The following is a 20,818-nucleotide window of genomic DNA, read 5'->3' as shown; positions in this document are numbered from 1 at the left end:
CGACAGTAGCCAGGCAAGGTTACGGCGTGACCGTCAGCACGACGCGCGCGGCGACCTTGGGTTTGACCGGATCGTTGCTGGCCACGCAGATGAAGCCCACGTGCGTGCCGGCGCTCAGGCCGCCCGCGTTGAGCTGCACCTGCGCGTTGTTGCCGACCGCACCCGGATTCACGCGTCCGATCGCGCTGACCGGCGCGCCGATCCACGGCGCGCCGCAGGCGTTGGTGGCGCCCACGTTCCAGGCCAGGCCCTGGAAACCGGTGCCTGCGGTCCAGGCGCCTGCGCCGGCCGTGGTGACGGTGATGGTGCGGAACACGTTGTCGCCGGTGTTGGAGGCGAACCAGACCCAACGATTGGCGAAGCTGGAACGGGCATTCACCACCAGCCAGTAACGGCCGGCCGGCAGGTCCACGTTCTGGCCGGCGGCGGTCAGGTTGAGGCCGATGTTGGCGCCGGTGAGGGTCACACCGGCACCGGTCGGCGCGGCGGTGTAGCTCCATACTGCCAGGCCCGGCGAGGCCTGCGGATTGCCTTCCGGATTGCCGCCGCTGTCGCGGTACAGGGTCCAGGTCAGACTGGTCGCCGTGGTCGCCAACGGCTGACCGCTGGACACGAAGCCCTCGGTGTATAGCGACACGATGCGCGTGGCCTCGGTCAGGGTGAAGTCGTCGGCGCTGAACTGCGCCGCCGAACCCGCGGTCGCCGGATCGGAATAGATCGTGGCGCGGAAGCCGCTGCTGACCGCGCCGCGCGGGGCGTCGAGCAAGGTGCGCGAGCCCTGTCCGGTGTTGTCGATCGTGTAATCCAGACGCGAACCGCCCAGGTTGTCGATGCGGAAGTTGGCGAAGCCGCTACCGCCCGCGGGCAGGGTCGCCGCGATCTGCGCCGGATTGAGCGCGATCACCGGCGGCGGCACGGACACCGCCACCGGCAGGCGCAGGGTCGGCTGGTCCAGGGTGCCGATCGAGGTCGGCGTGAGCACCAGGGTGCCGAAGTTCCAGGAACCGTCGGCCGGCAGCTGGTAGCTGTTGACGGTGATCTTGACCGCCTTGCTCTCGCCCGGATTGAGCGTGAACAGCGCCGGCGAGATCGTGCCGCTGAGGCCGTTGAGCTTGACCGTCCAGCCCTGGCGCACCGACAGCGTGTTGCGGAAGGTGCGGGTGAACACGCAGCGCTCGACGCAGCGCGCCTTGGCCAGGCTGGGCTGGTTGAGGTTGGCCGCATCGCCGCCGGTGGCCGGGTTGGCCGCCAGATAATTGGCGCGCGTCTCGTTGAGCACCAGGCCGGCGCGCACCGCCAGATCCACGCGCAGGCGGCCGCCGCCGCGATCGAACGGTGTGGCCGGGGTGACCGAGTCTTCCTTGAACATCACCTGCTCGGCGGTCATGACCAGCGCCGACTTCACTTCCGGTACCGTCCAGGTCGGCTGCGCCTGGCGCATCAGGCCGGCGGCGCCGGCATGGTGCGGCGAGGCCATCGAGGTGCCGTTCATCAGGCCCACCGCGCCCTCGGAGCCGCTGATCGACGTGCCCGCGACCACCGCCAGCACGGCCACGCCGGGCGCGGCCACGTCGGGCTTGAGCAGGTCGTAGGTGCCCGCCGGTCCGCGCGAGCTGAAATCGGCCAGCACGTCGGGCGTGTTCGGAATCGGCAGCACGGTGATGCCGGCGGTACCCGGATTGCCGGCAAGGAAATCGCGCACGGCGTTGGCGTCGGCCTGCAGCATCGCGAAGCCGGGAATGGTCACACCGGTCAAGGTCGGAACCAGGCCGCCGGCGGCGTTGTTGGCGATCACCACCGCCACCGCGCCCGCGGCCGCGGCGTTGTTGCCCTTGATCACGAACGAACAGGTGCCGCGGCGGATCACCGCGATCGCACCGGTGAAGGTGCCGGCCGGATAGGCCGCGCAGCCGTCGTCGCCGCTGTCGATGCCGGGGCTGAGCTTCAACGGCGTGGTGTTGGCCATCGGCGAGACGAACGGCACCGCGCCGGTGCCTTCGTTCATCATGATCGTCTGCAGCGCGGCCGGCACCGTACCCGGGCCGGTCACCTGCAGCACCGGACCGAAGTCCTGGCGGCCGTGCTGCGCCGCCGCGGTGGACGCGGTCCACGGCTCCAGGTGGCCCATGGTGTTCGGGCCCGGGCCGCTGTTGCCGGCCGAGGTGGCCACGTAGATGCCGGCGTTGACGGCGTTGAGGAACGCCAGCGACACCGAATCGCTCCACGGGTTTTCGCCGCCGCCGATGGAGAAGTTGATCACGTCGACGATGCCGTCGGCGATGGCCTGGTCGACCGCCGCCGCCGAGGACGTGTTCGGGCACAGGCCGCGGCCGGTGGCCGTGTTCGTGTAGCACACGTCGTAGGCGATGATGTTCGCGCGCGGCGCCACGCCCGAGATCTGGGTGTTGCGGCCCTTGAACAGCACCGTGCGCACGTTGCCGGCCGAGGTCGACGCGGTGTGGCTGCCGTGGCTGTTGGTGTCGCCGAAGCCCGGTTCCTCGCGGATATTGGCCGCGCCGCAGGTGTTGCCCGGCGCGCCGCAGACGAAGTCGTAACCGCCGATCAGCTTGGCGTTGCAACGGCCTTCGTCCACTCCGCCCGCGGCGCAGGTGCCCAGGTAGACGCCGGCGCCCAACGGATTGGTGTGGGTGTAGCCGGTCTCGTCCTGCGCGGCGAACGACGGGCTGCCGAAGTTGATGCCCGAGTCCAGGATGCCGAAGACGATGCCCTCGCCCTTGACCGGATTGGTCGCCGCGTTCCACAGCGGCGGCGCGCCGATCAGGCCCGGACCCACGTCGGTGTCCTGCTCGTACTCGCGGTATTCCTCGACGAACTGCACCTCGGACAGGCGCTGCACGCGCGCGGCCTCGGCCTCGCTGAGTTCGGTGACCACCGCGTTGAGCGCGTGGCGCATGCGCCGCTCCACCTGCGGCGCGCGGCCGATGGCGGCGGTGATGCTGGCCTCGTGCTGGCGCTGCGCGCCGTCGAGGTGGCTGAGGTAGGCGCGCGCGCTGGCGCTATGCACGTTGACCCGGCCCTCGCCGGCCGCCGTGGCCTGCGCGCGCGCCATCTGCGGCGCGCCGTCGGCCGGCAGGCGCTCGGGCGCGGCCAGACCGCGGATCTCGCCGCGGTAGGTCGCCAGCGGCGCCTCGCGGTAGACCACGATGTAAGTGCGCAGCTGCTGCTCCATGTTCCCGCCGCCGCCCGCCGCGGCCGGCGGCGCACCGCCCACCGACGGCGCCGAAGCGCCGAAGCCGCCCCCCAGCATGACCGAGGCTCCGGCGATCGCCGCCAGCGCACCCAGCGCCAGCCCGACCGTCCACCGGTTGAATCGTATCGACATTGCTACGTCCCCTAATGCGATGACCGCGATGCGTACGCCGCCCGCCCGGCATCGCGCCGGGCCGGCGGCCCTGATCGGAGAGTCGTGCGGGACGGCGCTCGCGGCCGCGAATGTGCAGGCCGTTCTGGGCGCCATCGGGCGCCTTCCCCTGGGCGCCTATAGGGGAACAACGGGGAGGGACGGGAATCGCCCTACCTCAATTGGCACATCGAGGGTGTCGATTCGGCAAGGGACTATGTGGGCTAACACACAGTCCAGGTGCAGCCGGTCTCGGCGGGCTTAACTCGCAGCGGTACTGTGCCAGGGCCCCACCCCACCCCTAAACGCCACCAAATACACCGCCACCGCCCAAGCCGTGGCCACCGCCCAGCCGGCCAGGATGTCGGAGGGGTAATGCACGCCCAGATAGACCCGCGACAGGCCCACCAGGACCACGAACGCGGTCATCAGCACGGCCAGGGGCCAGCGCCAGCGCGTGCGCCAGGCCAGCAGCACCAGCACGCAGGCCAAGGTAGCCGAGCCCATGGCATGGCCGCTGGGGAAACTGTAGTTGTGCTCGGGCGCCACCGACTCCCACAGCGAGGGCCGGTCGCGGGCGAAGGCCTGCTTGGCGGCCAGGTTGAGCAGGCCCGAGCCTCCCAGAGCGATGGCCGCGTACGTCGCTTCGCGGAAGCGGCGCAGGTAAGTCAGCACCAGTACGAAGGCGACGTCGAACGGCACCACGCCATACAGATAGCCGACCTTGCTGATCAGCACGAAGAAACGATCGAAGCCCTCGCGCGCCAGCGAATGCGCGAACTGCAGGATCGGTTCGTCGAAGGGTATGGTTTCCTGCTCGTGGATCTCGTCGGCCAGTTCGGCGAAGGCCCATAGCGGCAACAGCAGGCCCAGGAACACCAGCAGCAGGCGCAGGCCGTAGCGGCGCAGGAAGGCCGCGCCGAAACGCGCCTCCTGGGCCAGCGCGGCGTCGCCGCCGCGCGCGGTGGACTCAGGCGCCCGGTCCGCGGGCGCCATAGTTGCGCTCGACGTAGCGGTCGATCAGGGCCACGAATTCGTCGGCGATGCCCTCGCCGCGCAGGGTCACGGTCTTCTCGCCGTCCTCGAACACCGGCGCCGAAGGCGCTTCGCCCGTGCCCGGCAGCGAGATGCCGATGTTGGCGTGGCGAGATTCGCCCGGCCCGTTGACCACGCAGCCCATCACCGCCAGGGTCAGGTTCTCGGCGCCGGGGTGGCTGATCTTCCACTCCGGCATCTTCGCCCGCACGTGCGTCTGCACCTTCTGCGCCAGTTCCTGGAAGAAGGTGCTGGTGGTGCGGCCGCAGCCCGGGCAGGCGGTGACCATGGGCGTGAACGCGCGCAGGCCCATGGTCTGCAGCAGCTCCTGCGCCACCACCACTTCGTTGCTGCGCGCCTGGCCCGGTTCGGGCGTAAGCGAGATGCGGATGGTGTCGCCGATGCCTTCCTGCAGCAGCACGCCCAGCGCGGCGCTGGAAGCGACGATGCCCTTGCTGCCGATGCCGGCCTCGGTCAGACCCAGGTGCAACGCGTAATTGCCGCGGTTGGCCAGCTCGCGGTAGACCGCGATCAGTTCCTGCACGCCGCTGACCTTGGCGCTGAGCACGATGCGCTCGGCCGGCAGGCCGATCTCCACCGCGCGCGCGGCCGAATCCAGCGCCGAGCGGATCAGCGCCTCGCGCAGCACCCGGCCCGCGTCCCAGGGTTCGGCGCGCAGGTGGTTCTCGTCCATCAGCTGCGCGGCCAACGCCTGGTCCAGCGAACCCCAGTTGGCGCCGATGCGCACCGGCTTGCCGTACTTGATCGCCAGTTCGATCAGGGTGGCGAACTGGCTGTCCTTCTTCTTGCCGAAACCGACGTTGCCGGGGTTGATGCGGTACTTGCCCAGCGCCTGCGCGCAGGCCGGCTCGGCGGTCAGCAGCTGATGGCCGTTGTAGTGGAAGTCGCCGATGATCGGCACCTCGATGCCCATCATCGCCAGCTTGTCGACGATGCGCGGCACCGCGGCCGCGGCTTCGGCGGTGTTCACCGTGACCCGTACCAGCTCGGAACCGGCGCGCCACAGCTCGGCCACCTGCTTGACCGTGGAGGCGACGTCGGCGGTGTCGGTGTTGGTCATCGACTGCACCACCACCGGCGCGCCGCCGCCCACGTCCACGCCGCCGATGCGGACGGAGCGGGTCAAACGCCGCGGCAGGGGGCCGAAGCCGGGGTCGGCGCAGGGAAGGACGCTGTCGGAATTCATGCGCGCATTGTAACGCCCGGGCAGCGGAGGATAGGACCGGGCCACGCATCGCGGCTCATGCCGGATTAAACCCGCGCCGTGGCGGCCGTCATTCCCGCGCAGGCGGGAATCCAGAGCCTTCAGCGTCATGCCCGGATGGAGCCCTGGATTCCCGCCTGCGCGGGAATGACCGTGCTGGAAGACGCGGGATGACAGGCGAATCGGGATGAATCCCGGACGGCGCATCCACAGGCGGCCTCCCCGGACGCGTTACCATCGGCCCGAGCCACCCCGCAGCCAAGCCGTACCGCTCCGCACCGCCATGCCCCCCGCCGCCCCCGACGAAGTCCTCAGCCCCAGCCAGCTCAACACCCTGGCGCGCAACCTGCTGGAAGACACCTTTCCCCTGGTCTGGGTCGAGGGCGAGCTGGGCAACCTCTCGCGCCCCGCCTCCGGCCACCTCTACCTGACCCTGAAAGACGCGCGCGCGCAGGTGCGCTGCGCGATGTTCAAGCCCAAGAGCAATTGGCTGCAGTTCGTGCCGCGCGAGGGCCTGCGCGTGCTCGCGCGCGGACGTCTGACCCTGTACGAGGCGCGCGGCGACTACCAGTTGGTACTGGACCACATGGAAGAGGCCGGCGAAGGCGCGCTGCGGCGCGCGTTCGAGCAGCTCAAGGCGCGGCTGCAGGCCGAGGGCCTGTTCGACAGCGAGCGCAAGCGGCCGCTGCCGCGCTACCCGGCGCGCGTGGGCGTGATCACCTCGCCCAGCGGCGCGGCGGTGCGCGACGTGCTCAGCGTGCTGTCGCGGCGCTTCCCGCTGCTGGAAGCCGAGGTACTGCCGGTACCGGTGCAGGGCGACGGCGCGGCCGAACGCATCGTGGCCATGCTCCAGCGCGCGGCCGCCTCCGGCCGCTACGACGTGCTGGTGCTGGCGCGCGGCGGCGGCTCGCTGGAAGACCTGTGGGCCTTCAACGACGAACGCCTGGCGCGCGCCATCGCCGCCAGCGCGGTGCCGGTGGTATCGGCGATCGGCCACGAGACCGACTTCACCCTGGCCGACTTCGCCGCCGACGTGCGCGCGCCGACGCCGTCGGTGGCGGCCGAGCTGCTGGTGCCCGAACGCGAGGAACTGCTGCGCCGCCTGCGCCAGCTGGGCGCGCGTCTGCGCAGCCTGCAACTGCAGCGGCTGCGCCAGGCCATGCAACGCGGCGACCGCGCCGCGCTGCGGCTCAACGCGCTGCGCCCGCAGACGCGCCTGGACGCCTTGCGCCGGCGCCAGGACGAAGCCGCCCGGCGCCTGGCCGCGGCCTGGCAGCGGCGCCTGGAGCGCGAACGCGCGCGCCTGCGCCACGCCGACGCGGTGCTGCGCGCGACCCATCCGCAACGCCGCCTGGCCGCCCTGCGCGAGCGTCTGGCGGCGTTGGCGCCGCGGCCGCGCGCGGCCCTGCTGCGGCGTCTGGCCCACCAGTCGCTGCAACTGCGCGGCCTGGCCCGCTCGCTGGAAGCGGTCAGCCCGCTGGCCACGGTCGCGCGCGGCTACGCCATCCTGCAGCGCGAGGACGGCCGGGTGGTGCGCAGCGTGCTCGACGCCGCCCCGGGCGAGCGCCTGCAGGCGCGGGTGCAGGACGGGCAGCTGCGGCTGAAGGTGGAAGGCGGCGGCGAGGGCGAGGCCTGAGGTCTTAGCCTTGGGATAGGAGCGGCGTGAACCGCGACCACGCACCTTCGACTGGCCGCGCAATCGCGGCTCACGCCGCTCCTACCCCAAAGCCTCCAGCCAGCGCGACGCTATGTTCCGCCGCGGCTATCCCGCCATCGCCCACCGCTAACACGATCTGCGCCACCATCGCCGGACCGGGCCCGGCCCCGTCACGGAGTTGCGCATGACCAAGGCGTCCGACCTGTTCGTCGCCGCGCTCGAAGCCGAAGGCGTCGAGTACGTCTTCGGCATTCCCGGCGAGGAAAACCTCGACCTGCTCGAGTCGCTGCGCACCTCGCGCATCCGCCTGGTTCTGACCCGCCACGAACAGGCCGCCGGCTTCATGGCCGCGACCTACGGCCGCCTCACCGGCAAGGCCGGCGTGTGCCTGTCCACCCTGGGCCCGGGCGCGACCAATCTGGTCACCGCGGCGGCCTACGCCCAGCTCGGCGCCATGCCCATGCTGATGATCACCGGACAGAAGCCGATCAAGACCAGCAAGCAGGGCCATTTCCAGATCGTCGACGTGGTCGACACCCTGCGCCCGCTGACCAAGTACACCCGCCAGATCGTCTCTGCCGACGCGATCCCCGCGCGCGTGCGCGAGGCCTTCCGCCGCGCCGAAGAGGAGCGCCCCGGCGCCACCCATCTGGAACTGCCGCAGGACATCGCCGGCGACCCGACCCAGGCGCTGCTGATCCCGCCCTCGTACGCGCGCCGCCCCACCGCCGAACAAAAGGCGGTGGCGCACGCGGCGGCGGCGATCATGCGCGCGCGCCACCCGGTGCTGATGGTCGGCGCCGGCGCCAACCGCAAGGCCACCGCGCGCCAGCTGCGCGCGCTGATCGCCAAGTTGCGCATCCCCTTCTTCACCACCCAGATGGGCAAGGGCGTGGTCGACGAGACCGACCCGCTGTGGCTGGGCAACGCCGCGCTGTCCGACCACGACTTCGTCCACCGCGCCCTGGACGCGGCCGACTGCATCGTCAACATCGGCCACGACGTGATCGAGAAGCCGCCGTTCTTCATGCGCGAAGGCCGGCGCACGGTGATCCACGTCAACTACGCCAGCGCCGAGGTCGACGCGGTCTATTTCCCGCAGATCGAAGTGATCGGCGACATCGCCAACGCGGTCTGGCAGCTGGCCGAAGCGGTCACACCGCAGCCGCACTGGGACTTCGCCTTCTTCGACCGCGTGCGCGCGGCGCTGGACGCGCAGATCGACGAGCGCAACGCCGACCCGCGCTACCCGCTGGTGCCGCAGCGCCTGGTCGCCGACGTGCGCGCGGCCATGGGCGAGCGCGACATCGTCTGCCTGGACAACGGCCTGTACAAGCTGTGGTTCGCGCGCGGCTACCGCTGCCGCTGGCCCAACACCCTGCTGCTGGACAACGCTCTGGCCACCATGGGCGCGGGCCTGCCCTCGGCGATCGCCGCGCGCATCGTCCACCCGGACCGGCGCGTGCTCGCGGTCTGCGGCGACGGCGGCTTCATGATGAATTCGCAGGAACTGGAAACCGCGGTGCGGCTGGGCCTGGACCTGACCGTGCTGGTGCTGCGCGACGATGCCTACGGCATGATCAAGTGGAAGCAGGCGCACGAGCGCTATCCCAGCTTCGGCATGGATCTGGGCAACCCGGATTTCGTCCGCTACGCCGAAAGCTACGGCGCGCGCGGCCACCGCCCGGCCGACACCGCGCAGTTCCTGCCGCTGCTGCAGCGCGCGCTGGACACGCCCGGCGTGGACCTGATCGAAGTGCCCATCGACTACGGCGACGACGACCGTATCCTCAACCAGGACATCCCGCGCCTGAGCGCGGCGGTGAGCTGAGCGCCCGCCTCTCCTTACGCCACAGGACGCCCCCATGGCCAAGACCTCCGCCAAGAAATCCGCCGGCTCCGGCCTCAACAGCAGCTACCCCTATTACCTGGCCAACCGCCCGGTCGCGGCCAACACCGACCTGGAGGTGCTGGACAAGTACAGCGGCAAGGTCGCCACCCGCGTGGCCTTCGCCGACGCGGCGGTGGTGCGCAAGGCCATCGTCGCCGCGCACAAGGCGCGCGAGGCCATGGCCGCGTTCCCGCCGGACGCGCGCCGCGACGTGCTCGAGCATTGCGTGCGCCGCTTCAGCGAACGCCACGAGGAACTGGCCGTGGCGCTGTGCATCGAAGCCGGCAAGCCGATCAAGGACGCGCGCGGCGAAGTCACCCGCCTGATCGACACCTTCCGCATCGCCGCCGGTGAGGCCACCCGCCTGGGCGGCGAGCTGATCGAACTGCAGATCTCGCCGCGCACGCGCGGCTACCGCGGCATGGTCAAGCGCGTGCCGGTGGGCGCATGCAGCTTCATCACCCCGTTCAACTTCCCGCTCAACCTGGTCGCGCACAAGGTCGCCCCGGCCATCGCCGCCGGCTGCCCCTTCGTGCTCAAGCCGGCGGTGAAAACGCCGGTGGGCGCGCTGATCATCGCCGAGGTGCTGGCCGAAACCGACCTGCCCAAGGGCGCGTTCTCGGTGATCTGCTGTTCCAACGAGGACGCCGCGGCGCTGACCGAGGACGAGCGCATCGCCCTGCTCAGCTTCACCGGCGGCCTGATCGGCTGGGAGCTTAAGGCACGCGCCGGGCGCAAGAAGGTGACGCTGGAACTGGGCGGCAACGCCGCCTGCATCGTCGACGAAGACCCCGGCGTGCCGCTGGACCACGTGGTCGAGCGCCTGGTGTTCGGCGCCTACTACCAGAGCGGCCAGAGCTGCATCAGCGTGCAGCGCATCTACGCCCACGCCGCCATCTACGACAAGCTGCGCAAGAAGCTCAAGGAGGCGGTGACCCAGCTGCGCATGGGCGACCCGCGCGACGAGCGCACCTTCATCGGCCCCGTGGTGGACGAGGCCGCGGCCAAGCGCATCGAGTCCTGGATCGACGCGGCGCGCAAGGGCGGCGCCAAGCGCATCGCCGGCGGCGCGCGCAAAGGCAATCTGCTGCCGGCGACGCTGCTGGAGAAGGTGCCGCGCGACAGCGACCTGTACCGCCAGGAAGCCTTCGGCCCGGTCGCGTTCATGGCTCCGTTCGACGACTTCGACGATGCGCTGTCGCAGGTCAACGACAGCGACTTCGGCCTGCAGGCCGGCGTATTCACCGGCCGCCTGGACCACGCCATGCGCGCCTGGGACCGCCTGGACGTGGGCGGCGTCATCGTCGGCGACGTGCCCAGCTTCCGCGTCGACAACATGCCCTATGGCGGCGTGAAGCATTCGGGCCTGGGCCGCGAAGGCGTGCGCTATGCGATCGAGGATATGACCGAGCAGCGGTTGCTGGTGATACGCGATCCGGTGGCGTGATCCACGCGCAGCGCGCAGCCCTCACCCCAACCCCTCTCCCGCAGGCGGGAGAGGGGCTAAAGCGGCAAGCGGCGTCGGATATGTCCCCTCTCCCGCCTGCGGGAGAGGGCTAGGGTGAGGGGATGAGCGCAGCGAATGCTCTTGACCCTCGCTCGGGCACCGAACTCGCCGTCCAATAGAAGACCCGGAGAGCCTGCCCCCGCGAAGGCGGGGGGCGGCGCACAGGAAGTGCGCCGTTTTTCGCTGGCACAGGGATGTGCCATCGAAAAATCCCCGCGCCCACTCCGATCTCGCAAGGGAGCTCTGGCGAAGCGTTTTTCTTTGGTTACTTTCTTTTGACGCTTATCAAAAGAAAGTGACCCGGCCGCTTGCGGACGGAAGCTGTTGCTGTTGCTTCAACCAACACACCCAAACACCTTCGCAAGTTCGGAGCGGATCGCGGCTCACGCCGCTCCTACAGAGAGCGTAGATCCTACGGAAACCGAAGCCTTCGTCGTAGGTGAGGATTCGCGGTCGCAGCTTGCGCAGCTCCTACAGGGGGTCGCAAGGTTTGTCGTAGATGCGGGTTCGTGGTCGCGGCTTACGCCGCTCCTACCCCAAGGCCAAGGCGGTTAACCCCATTCCCGCGGGCCGGGCGTTTGCCCCTAGGACCTCCAAGGGGACCGCCCGCATGACCGCCACGCCGCAGCCCAAGTCCACCACCGCCCTGCTCTCCGCCATCCTGGCCGCCCTGGCCCTGAGCGCCTGCCAGAACAGCACCCGCAACGACCCGCCCAGCGCGGCCGACACTCAGGCCCGCCGCGACGCCCAACGCCAGGCCGAATACGACCAGACCGTCGATGCCGCCATGGCCGCCGCCGATGCCGCCGCCTCGGCAGCCGATGCGGCGGCGGAAACCACGGCCGACGCCCGCTACCGGACCGAAGCCAAGGCGCTCAGCCAGCAGGCCAAACCTGCCGAGAGCGCACGGCGCATGGCCCGCCTGGCCATGGCCCCGCCCCCGCCGCCCGCACCGCCTCCGGCGTTCGTCCGCGCCCATGGTTACGCCGCCCCGGCCGAGCCGTCCCTCGACGGCATCGTCGTCACCAGCAGTCGCGTGAAGAGCGCCCCAGTCGCCGGCGCACCGATGGCCCAGCTGCCGCAGGCGAACCTCACCCCGCCGCAGCAACAGCCGGCCAACACCGAAAAATACGCCGAGCGCGAAGACAACCCGGTGCGCCGCACCGCCGACGAACCGCTGTCCACCTTCTCCATCGACGTCGACACCGGCAGCTACGCCAACGTGCGGCGCATGCTCAACCAGGGCCAGCGCCCGCCCGCCGACGCGGTGCGCGCCGAGGAGTTCATCAACTACTTCGACTACGGCCACCCCGCGCCGGCCACGCGCGAAACTCCGTTCCGGGTCACCACCGAACTCGCGCCCGCGCCGTGGAACGCGCAGCGCCAGCTGCTGATGATCGGCATCAAGGGTTACGACGTGCCCAAGGCCACCCTGCCCCCGGCCAACCTGGTGTTCCTGATCGACACCTCCGGCTCCATGGACCAGCCGGACAAGCTGCCCCTGCTCAAGAGCGCGTTCTCGCTGCTGACCAGGCAGCTGCGCCCGCAGGACCGCATCTCCATCGTGGTCTACGCCGGTTCCGCCGGCCTGGTGCTGCCGCCTACCCCGGGCGACCGCCAGGGCGAGATCCTCGACGCGCTGGAGCGCCTGCAGGCCGGCGGCAGCACCAACGGCGGCGACGGCATCCGCCTGGCCTACGCCATGGCCAAGCAGGCCTACGTCAAGGACGGCGTGAACCGGGTGATCCTGGCCACCGACGGCGACTTCAACGTCGGCACCGTGAGCCAGGACGCTCTGGAAACACTGGTCGCCGACCAGCGCAAGAGCGGCATCGCCCTGACCACGCTGGGCTTCGGCCAGGGCAACTACAACGACGCGTTGTCGGAGAAGCTGGCCGACGTGGGCGACGGCAACCACGCCTACATCGACACCCTGCAGGAAGCGCGCAAGGTGCTGGTGGAAGAGATGGGCTCGACCATGCTGACCATCGCCCGCGACGTGAAGATCCAGGTCGAGTTCAACCCGGCCCAGGTCGCCGAGTACCGCCTGATCGGTTACGAGAACCGCGTGCTCAAGCACGAGGATTTCGCCAACGACAAGGTCGACGCCGGCGACATCGGCGCCGGTCACGAGGTCACCGCGCTGTACGAACTGACCCCGGTCGGCTCCACGGCCGCGCGCCTGCCCGCGCTGCGCTACGGCACCAAGCCCGCGCCGCAGGCCGTCGGATCGGGCGAAGTGGCCACGCTCAAGCTGCGTTACAAGCGCCCCGGCGCCAGCGACAGCCGCTTGATCGAAACGCCGATCCTGCGTTCGCAGCTGCGCGCGCAACCGGGCGAGGCGATGCGCTTCGCCGCCGCGGTGGCCGCCTTCGCCGATGCGCTGCGCGGCGGCAGCCGCTACGACGGCTGGGGCTGGGACCGCATCGCCGCGGCCGCGCGCTCCACCCGCCTGGACGACCGCTGGGGCCAGCGTCGCGAGTTCGTCGGTTTGGTCGAACGCGCCCGCCAGCAGATCGAGGGCGACAAGCCGCGGACCGCGTCGGTCAGCGACTGACCGCCTGGCGCAGCGGCGTCGAGTAAGCCTCGGCCGGGTGCCCGAACAGATAGCCCTGGCCGTAGGCACAGCCCAGTTCGCGCAAGGCCGCGAGCTGGGCGTCGTTTTCCACGCCTTCGCCGATGGTGTGGATGCCCAGGGTGCCGGCCAGCGCCTGGATCGCGCGCACCACCGCCACGCTCTCCGGACGGGTTTCGCCGACCAGGCCGGCGACGAAGCTCTGGTCGATCTTCAGGCACTCGATCGGGAAGCGGTGCAGGTAGGACAGCGCCGAGAAGCCGGTGCCGAAATCGTCGAGCTGGGCGAGCACGCCGTGGCCGCGCAGGGTGCGCAGCATGCGCAGCGCGCGCGGCACGTCGTCCAGCAGCGCGCCTTCGGTGATCTCGATGCGCAGCCGGTGCGGGTCGGCGCCGGCCTCGTCGATCATGCGCAGCAGGCGGTCGGCGAAGTCGGCGGCGCGGAAATGCCGCGGCGACACGTTCACCGACACATAGCCCTCTCCGCCCAGCGCCAGCTGCTTCATCACCTGGGCGTAGAGCAGCCAGTCCACTTCCTCGATCAGTCCGCTGTCTTCGCCCAGGCCGATGAAGTCGCTGGGCACCAGGAGCCCGCGGCGCTCGTGCCTCCAGCGCAGCAGGGCCTCGTGGCCGATCACGCTGCGGTCGCTCAGGCGCACGATGGGTTGGTAGAAGGCGACGAAGCCGTCGCCGTTGATCGCGCGGCGCAGGTCCGCTTCCAGGTCCAGGATGCGTACCGCCTGTTCGCGCATGGCCTCGTCGAACACCGCGCAGCGGTCGCGGCCGGCGGACTTGGCCCGGTACATGGCCGCGTCGGCGTCGCGCAGCAGCTCGGCGCCGCTGCGGTAGCGCGGGTGCCACATGGCGATGCCCAGGCTGGCCGAAGGAAAGACCTCGCGCCCGGCCACCCAGCACGGCTCGCCCAGCGCGCGCAGGATGCGCTGGGCCAGTTCCTCGGCCACGCGCAGGCCGTCGATGTTGTCGACCAGGATCGCGTATTCGTCGCCGCCCAGGCGCGCCACGGTGTCGTCGCCGCGCACCGCGTTGACGATGCGGCGGCCGGCTTCGACCAGCAGTTCGTCGCCGGCCGCGTGGCCGACGCTGTCGTTGACCAGCTTGAAGCGGTCCAGATCCAGGAACAGCACCGCGAACTGGCGGCGCACGTCGCGCTGGGCGCGCACGATCGCGCTCTCCAGCCGCTCCAGCAGCTGGCTGCGGTTGGGCAGGCCGGTCAGCGCGTCGTGCAAGGCCTGGTGGGTGAGCTGCTGCTCGGCGCGCAGGCGCTCGCCGATCTGCGACAGCAGTTCGGCGTTGGCCTGGGCCAGCTCGCGCGTGCGCGAGGCCACGCGCTGCTCCAGTTCCGAATGCGCGGCCACCAGCCGGTCCTGGGTCTGCTTGCGCGCCAGGCCGTTGCTGATGTGGTGGGCGACGAAGGTCAGCAGCTCCTGGTCGCGCACGGTGAAGGCGATCGCCGGCGAATAGCTCTGCACCGCGATCACGCCGACCACGTGGTCGTCGCGGAACAGCGGCACGCCCAGCCAGCAATGCGCCTGCGAGCCCAGGCTGCGGACCAGGCCCGCGGCCTCCAGCCCGGCGATGCGGCTGCGGTCGGCGAGCAGGGCCTGGCCGCGCTTGATCACGTATTCGGTCAGGCCCGAGCCCAGGCGCCGGCTTTCGCGGGTGGAATCGCGCTCGTCGATCGAGTACGGGAATTCCAGGTGTTCGCCGTCGTTGGTGATCAGGGCGATGTAGAAGTTGCGCGCGTACAGCAGCTCGCTGACCACGTCGTGGACCTGGGCGTAGAAGCGCTCCAGGGTCTCGGAGGTGATCGACAGCTCGGCGATGCGGAACAGCGCGCGCTGCAGGCGTTCGGCGCGCTGGCGCTCGATGATCTCGGCCTGCAGGTCGCGGTTGCTCAGCTGCAGCGCCTGGGTGCGCTCGGCCACGCGGCGTTCCAGTTCCTCGCGCGCGCGGAAGCGGTCCAGCGCGGTCAGGATGTGCTGGGCGACGAAGGCCAGCAGCGCGCGCTCCTCCTCGCCGTACAGGTCGGGACGGTCGTAGCTCTGCACCACGATCGCGCCGCAGACGCGGTCTTCGCGGCGCATGGGCACGCCCAGCCAGTCCTCGCTGTCGGGGCCGTGGGCGATGTCGCGCGGCACGTCCAGCTGTTCGCGGATCGCCACCGACGGGCCCAGCAGCGGCTCGCCATGGCGCAGCAGCGCCAGGGTCAGGCTGTTGGGCATCTCGGCGGCGCGGATTTCCAGATCCGGCTCGGCCACGTAGGGGTCGATGCGGTCGGCGAAATAGATGAAGCGCAGGCTGTCGCGGACATCGTCGTAGAGCACGATGTAGAAATTCTCGGCGTACATCAGGCCGCCGACCACGCCGTGGATGCGGCGCAGCATGTCGACCATTTCCAGGTCCGAGCCGGCCAGGTCGGCGATCTCGTACAGCGCCTGCTGCAGGCGCTCGGATTTTTCCAGCGATTCGGCGCGCGCCTGCGCACGTGCGGCCACCAGTTGCGCGCCGACCAGGCGCTGCGCCAGCGCCAGCCAGGCCGCGCCGGCCTCCGCCGTCAGCGGCGCGCCGGCGTGCGCGCACAAGGACACGCGGGTGCCGTCGTCCAGGTCCCAGGCGGCTTCCAGGCGCTGTTCGCTGCAGGCGGCGCGGCTGCCGTTCAGCAGCGAGTCGGCGCGGTCCTGGGCGTCCGCGCCGAGTTCGGAGCCGCCGTACAGCCCGCGTCCGTCGCGCCAGCGCACCGCCACCTGCGAGCCCGCAGGCAGCGCCTCGCGCAACGCGCCGGCCAGCGCATTGCCCACTGCGGGCGCCTCCGTGTTGGCGCCGGCGGCTGGCCTTCCGGTTGTCTGCACCGCTACAGGCCCCTGACTTCGTTCACGGACTAGAACGCAATTCGAAGCATAGCCTGACCGGCCGCCCGCGAACCGCCAACCCCGTCGCGGCCCTTGGGCCGTTCGTCCGGACATGCACCTGGCCACCCTCCCCGCCCTGCGCGCCGCCCCGCACGCCATCCCCAGCCGGTCCCATGGCTTCCCGTCGGCGGCGCCAACCCGTACCCTGCCGCGGATGAATTCGGCAGCGGACGCGAGCGACGACGTACTGATGCTGGCCTGGACGGCCGGCGACACCGTCGCGTTCGAGACCCTATACGCGCGCCACCGCGGCCCGCTGTACCGGTTCATGCTGCGGCAAGTGCGCGATTCGGCGCTGGCCGATGAGTTCTTCCAGGACGTCTGGCAGCGCGTGATCGCCGCGCGCCACGGCTGGAAGCCCGACGCCGCGTTCACGACCTGGCTGTACCGCATCGCCCACAATCGCCTCAACGACCACTGGCGCGCGCTCAAGCACCGCCCGGCCGCCCCCGAAGACGGCGACGAGCGCGCCGCGCGCGTGCCCGACCCGACCACGCCCGAGCGCGAGCTGTCCGAGTTCGAACAGCGCCGCCGCCTGCAGCGCGCGATCGAGGAGCTGCCCGAGGAACAGCGCGAGGTGGTGATCTTGCGGCTGGAGCAGGAGCTGAGCCTGGAGGAAATCGGCGAGATCACCGGCGCCGGACGAGAAACCGTGAAATCGCGGCTGCGCTACGCCATGGACAAGCTGCGATCGAGGCTGAACGAATGAAGCGCCAGACCCCCGACCCCTTGTCGCCCGAAGAACGCGCCCTGGCCGACCGCCTGGCGCGGCTGGGCCCGCACGAGGGTCCGTCGCCTGCGCTGGACGCCAGGATCCTGGCCGCCGCGCACGCCGCGGCGGCCGCCTCGCCGCGCGCGCCGCAGGCCGCCAGCCAGCGCGCGCGCCGGCGCTGGGCGCTGAGCGCGATTCCCGGCAGCCTGATCACCGGCATGGGCATCGCCGCGACCCTGGCCCTGGCCGTGGGCGTGGTCTGGCAGCTGCGCCCGATCGCGCCGTCGCGGGAGGCACCCAGCCACGAATCCGGCGATGCCTACACCGCCGCCGAGATGATCCAGCGCCCGCGCGCGACCATCGCCCCGCCTCCGCCGCCGGCGGATGCGGCGGCCCTGCCCGAAGCCCGGATGGACCGGCGCGAGCTGTCGGCCGCGGCCCAGGCACCGGCGGCGGCGGCCAAGCCCGCCGCCGATGTCGCACGCAGCGCGCAGGCATTCCCGGAACCGGCGCCGCCGGAGCCGCGCCGGCAGCGCAGCGTGCCGCCCGCGCCCGCGGAGTCGATGGCTTATGGCGAGATCGCGCAAGACGCCGCCGCCAGCGCCGCGCCCATGGCTGCGCCGCCCATGCCCGCCGCCGCGCCGGCCATAGCGCCCGCCGGCGGCGCCGCGCGCGAGGACAACTTCGGCCTGGTGCCGTCGCGCTCCCGCCTCGCCGCCGACGCGGCCAAGGCGCGCGCCGACACCGCCGAGGCCAAGCAGGCCGCCGCCCACCAGGAGCGGCGCGAAACCGACGCCGCCAAGCAGGCCTACAGCGCGCAGCGCGAAGCCGAGGCGCGCGAATCGGTCGCGCTGGACCGCATCGAGGTCACCGGTTCGCGGATCAAGCGTGCCGACGTCGAACCCGCCCAGCCGGTCGGGAACTTCGCGCGCGACGCCGCGTTCCCGCCGGTCGGCGAGGACCAGCGACTGGAACGCACCCAGTGGCTGGAACGCATCCGCGCGCGCCGCGACGCCGGCCGCCTGGACGAGGCCCGCGCCAGCCTGGGCGAGTTCCGCAAGGCCCATCCGCGCGTGCGCATCCCCGCCGACCTGCGCGCGCTGCAGCCGCGATGAGGCCCGCGCCGTGAGCGCGGCCACGCTCGCGGCCGAGGTCTCGCACGAGATCGAGGTCAAGCACAGCCGTTTCCTGACCCTGGCCGCGCCGGTGGCCACGCCCGAGGCGGCGCTGGCGTTTCTGGCGCGGGTGTCCGATCCGGCCGCCACCCACAACTGCTGGGCCTACCGCATCGGCGGCCAGTACCGCTTCAACGACGACGGCGAGCCCAGCGGCACCGCCGGCCGGCCGATCCTGGCCGCGATCGACGGCCAGGGCCTGGACCAGGTGGTGGCAGTGGTGACGCGCTGGTACGGCGGGATCAAGCTCGGTGCCGGCGGCCTGGTCCGCGCTTACGGTGGCTGCGCGGCCGAATGCCTGCGCCGCGCCGAACGCCGCGCGCTGATCGTGAGCCGCACCGTCGCCCTGCGCTATCCGTTCGAACACACTGGCGCGGTCCACGCCGCCCTGGCCGCGCACGGCGCGGACAAGCTGGACGAGCGCTACGACGCCGACGGCGCCCATTTGCGTGCGCGCTTGCCCGAATCGGGCCTGGACGCCTTGAAAGCGCAGCTGCGCGACGCCACCCGTGATCGGGTACGTCTTCTCGTCGAAGACGCCCCCGACTGACCGCCGATGACCGACTCCGCCGCCGCCTCGCCGGCCCCGCCCTCCGCCAAGGCGCCGATCGGCAGCCTGAGCACCCTGTGGCCCTTCGTGCGCCGGCACCTGGGTCTGTTCGTGGCCTGGCTGGTGGCGCTGGCCGCCTCCAGCGCGGCCACCCTGAGCCTGCCGCCGGCGTTCAAGACCATGATCGACCAGGGCTTCGCCGAGGGCGGCGGCGCGATCGACCGCGCCTTCGTGCTGCTGTTCGTGGTGGCCGTGGCCCTGGCGCTGGCGACCGCGGCGCGGTTCTTCTTCGTGTCCTTGCTGGGCGAGCGCGTGGTCGCCGACCTGCGCCAGCAGTTGTACGCGCACCTGATCGGTCTGGACGCCGGTTTCCACGACCGCAGCCGCAGCGGCGAACTGGTCTCGCGCCTGACCGCCGACGCCGAGCTGCTGCGCAGCGTGGTCGGCTCCAGCATGTCGGTGGCTTTGCGCAGCTCGGTCACCGTGATCGGCAGCATCGGCATGCTGTTCGTGACCAGCCCGCGCCTGGCCGCCTATGCGCTGGTCGGCATACCGCTGGCGGTGCTGCCCATCGTGATCGGCGGCCGCCGCCTGCAGAAGATCTCGCGCGCCAGCCAGGACCGCGTGGCCGACGCCAATGCGCTGGCTGCGGAAACCCTGGGCGCGGTGCGCACGGTGCAGGCGCATGCGCGCGAACCCTACGAGCGCGGCCGCTTCGGCGCGGCGCTGAAGGTCGCCGTGGCGACCGCGCGCAAGCGCATCGGCGCGCAGGCCATCGTCACCGCGGTGGCCATCACCCTGGTGTTCGGCGCGATCGTGCTGGTGCTGTGGTCGGGCGCGCACGACGTGGTCGGTGGGCGCATGAGCGCCGGCACCCTGGGCCAGTTCGTGCTGTACGCGCTGATCGCCGGCGGCTCGGTCGGCGCCCTGGCCGAAGTCTGGAACGACCTGCAGCGCGCGGCCGGCGGCATGGGCCGGATCAGCGAACTGCTCAACGAAGACAACGCCATCGCCGCCCCCGCCCAGCCGCAGGCTTTGCCCGCGCCGGTGCGCGGCGAGCTCGTGTTCGAGGACGTGGGCTTCCACTACCCCCAGCGCGCCGACTTGCCGGCGCTGGAACATTTCAACCTGCGCGTGCGCCCCGGCGAGACCGTGGCCCTGGTCGGCCCCTCCGGCGCCGGCAAGAGCACGGTGTTCTCGCTGCTGCTGCGCTTCCACGATCCGCAGACCGGCACGGTGCGCGTGGACGGCATGGACGCGCGCCTGCTCGACCCGGCCGCGCTGCGCGAGGCCATCGCCCTGGTGCCGCAGCAGCCGACCATCTTCGCCGCCAGCGCGCGCGACAACATCCGTTACGGCCGCCTGCAGGCCGACGACGCCGAGGTCGAAACCGCGGTGCGCGCGGCCTACGCCGCCGACTTCATCGACGACCTGCCGCAGGGGCTGGACACCGAATTGGGCGAGCGCGGCGCGCGCCTGTCCGGCGGCCAGCAGCAGCGCATCGCCATCGCCCGCGCCCTGCTGAAGGACGCGCCCATCCTGCTGCTGGACGAGGCCACCAGCGCGCTGGACGCGCAGAGCGAGCGCGCGGTGCAGCAGGCGCTGGAAACGCTGATGCGCGGCCGCACCACCCTGGTGATCGCGCACCGCCTGGCCACCGTGCTCAAGGCCGACCGCATCGTGGTCATGGACCGCGGCCGCATCGTCGCCGAAGGCACCCACGACGAACTGCTGGCCCAGGGCGGGCTGTACGCCGAACTGGCCAAGCTGCAATTCCTGGACTGAGCCGGCGATGGACACCGCCGCGCTGAAACGCCACTGCGGCCGCTACCCGGGCGCCGTCGCCACCGAGCACGGCCACCCGGCCAACATCCTCACCTACGGCGTGGGCGGCAAGACGTTCGCCTACTTCAAGACCAGCGAACCCGAACGCTGGCGCTTCAGCATCAAGGTCACGCCCGAACGCTTCCTTGAACTCACCGGCGTGCCCGGTATCAAGCCCGCGCGCTGGATGGGACGCTACCGCTGGGTCACCATCGTCGACGTGCGCACGGTGCCGGCCGACTACCTGCGCGAACTGGTGGACTGGTCCTACCGGCAGGCGCTGGCCAAGCTCAGCCGCAAGCGTCGCGCCGCGGTGCTGGAAGGCGCGGCCGACTGACCGCATCGCACGCATCGGGCGCTCCGCGAGTGCGGAGCGC

The 20,818-nt window shown here is 71.3% G+C and carries 13 protein-coding genes; 9 read left to right on the top strand and 4 right to left on the bottom strand.

Translation table 11 applies throughout. From position 1 onward, the window contains the following. Positions 1–19: 19 nt before the first annotated feature. The 3 genes from DX914_RS02160 to ispG form a co-directional block, all read right to left on the bottom strand. Entirely contained in the window at positions 20–3,343 is a 3,324-nt protein-coding gene (locus DX914_RS02160) for a S8 family serine peptidase (RefSeq protein ID WP_115857422.1), read from the bottom strand. Positions 3,344–3,622: 279 nt separating this feature from the next. After that, positions 3,623–4,357, bottom strand: coding sequence for a phosphatase PAP2 family protein (locus tag DX914_RS02155; RefSeq protein ID WP_115857421.1), 735 nt, complete (start codon positions 4,355–4,357; stop codon positions 3,623–3,625). Next, positions 4,332–5,603: a flavodoxin-dependent (E)-4-hydroxy-3-methylbut-2-enyl-diphosphate synthase gene (gene ispG / locus DX914_RS02150; RefSeq protein ID WP_115857420.1), complete on the bottom strand. Its 1,272-nt coding sequence runs from the start codon at positions 5,601–5,603 to the stop codon at positions 4,332–4,334. The genes DX914_RS02155 and ispG overlap by 26 nt, the downstream gene beginning before the upstream one ends. 301 nt (positions 5,604–5,904) lie before the next feature. Between ispG and xseA the strand changes: the two genes are divergently transcribed. The 4 genes from xseA (at position 5,905) to DX914_RS02125 (ending at position 13,233) form a co-directional block, all read left to right on the top strand. After that, positions 5,905–7,257: an exodeoxyribonuclease VII large subunit gene (xseA, locus tag DX914_RS02145; RefSeq protein ID WP_115857419.1), complete on the top strand. Its 1,353-nt coding sequence runs from the start codon at positions 5,905–5,907 to the stop codon at positions 7,255–7,257. A 205-nt stretch (positions 7,258–7,462) separates the two neighbouring features. After that, complete coding sequence (locus tag DX914_RS02140; RefSeq protein WP_115857418.1) at positions 7,463–9,109, top strand: acetolactate synthase large subunit; 1,647 nt, start codon at positions 7,463–7,465, stop codon at positions 9,107–9,109. Between the two features lie 34 nt (positions 9,110–9,143). Continuing rightward, positions 9,144–10,616 (top strand): aldehyde dehydrogenase family protein, encoded by a 1,473-nt coding sequence (locus tag DX914_RS02135; RefSeq protein ID WP_115857417.1) that lies wholly within the window; start codon positions 9,144–9,146, stop codon positions 10,614–10,616. A gap of 1,126 nt (positions 10,617–11,742) precedes the next feature. Beyond that, the gene (locus tag DX914_RS02125) at positions 11,743–13,233 is read left to right on the top strand and encodes a vWA domain-containing protein (protein WP_425480667.1); all 1,491 of its coding nucleotides are present in this window, start codon (positions 11,743–11,745) and stop codon (positions 13,231–13,233) included. On the opposite strand, the gene DX914_RS02120 is transcribed toward DX914_RS02125, so the two are convergent. Beyond that, positions 13,223–16,069, bottom strand: a complete 2,847-nt coding sequence (locus DX914_RS02120; protein WP_231118107.1) for an EAL domain-containing protein — start codon at positions 16,067–16,069, stop codon at positions 13,223–13,225. The two genes, DX914_RS02125 and DX914_RS02120, sit on opposite strands and share 11 nt — an antisense overlap. A 265-nt stretch (positions 16,070–16,334) precedes the next feature. Between DX914_RS02120 and DX914_RS02115 the strand changes: the two genes are divergently transcribed. Genes DX914_RS02115 through DX914_RS02095 form a run of 5 tightly spaced genes read left to right on the top strand, consistent with a single transcriptional unit; the run spans position 16,335 to position 20,778 of the window. After that, the gene (locus tag DX914_RS02115) at positions 16,335–16,889 is read left to right on the top strand and encodes an RNA polymerase sigma factor (protein WP_115857415.1); all 555 of its coding nucleotides are present in this window, start codon (positions 16,335–16,337) and stop codon (positions 16,887–16,889) included. Then, the gene (locus DX914_RS02110; RefSeq protein ID WP_115857414.1) at positions 16,886–18,007 is read left to right on the top strand and encodes a hypothetical protein; all 1,122 of its coding nucleotides are present in this window, start codon (positions 16,886–16,888) and stop codon (positions 18,005–18,007) included. Before DX914_RS02115 ends, DX914_RS02110 begins: the two co-directional genes overlap by 4 nt. A gap of 10 nt (positions 18,008–18,017) precedes the next feature. Next, positions 18,018–18,617 (top strand): IMPACT family protein, encoded by a 600-nt coding sequence (locus DX914_RS02105; RefSeq protein ID WP_115857413.1) that lies wholly within the window; start codon positions 18,018–18,020, stop codon positions 18,615–18,617. Positions 18,618–18,623: 6 nt separating this feature from the next. Continuing rightward, positions 18,624–20,402: an ABC transporter transmembrane domain-containing protein gene (locus DX914_RS02100; RefSeq protein ID WP_115857412.1), complete on the top strand. Its 1,779-nt coding sequence runs from the start codon at positions 18,624–18,626 to the stop codon at positions 20,400–20,402. 7 nt (positions 20,403–20,409) lie between these two features. Continuing rightward, the gene (locus DX914_RS02095; RefSeq protein ID WP_115857411.1) at positions 20,410–20,778 is read left to right on the top strand and encodes an MmcQ/YjbR family DNA-binding protein; all 369 of its coding nucleotides are present in this window, start codon (positions 20,410–20,412) and stop codon (positions 20,776–20,778) included. The last annotated feature ends 40 nt before the right edge of the window (positions 20,779–20,818 follow it).

Origin of the sequence: Lysobacter silvisoli (genome assembly GCF_003382365.1) — a bacterium.
Lineage (GTDB): Bacteria > Pseudomonadota > Gammaproteobacteria > Xanthomonadales > Xanthomonadaceae > Lysobacter > Lysobacter silvisoli.
Note: the sequence above shows the minus strand (reverse complement) of the source record. Positions and strands in the feature narration are given on the sequence as shown.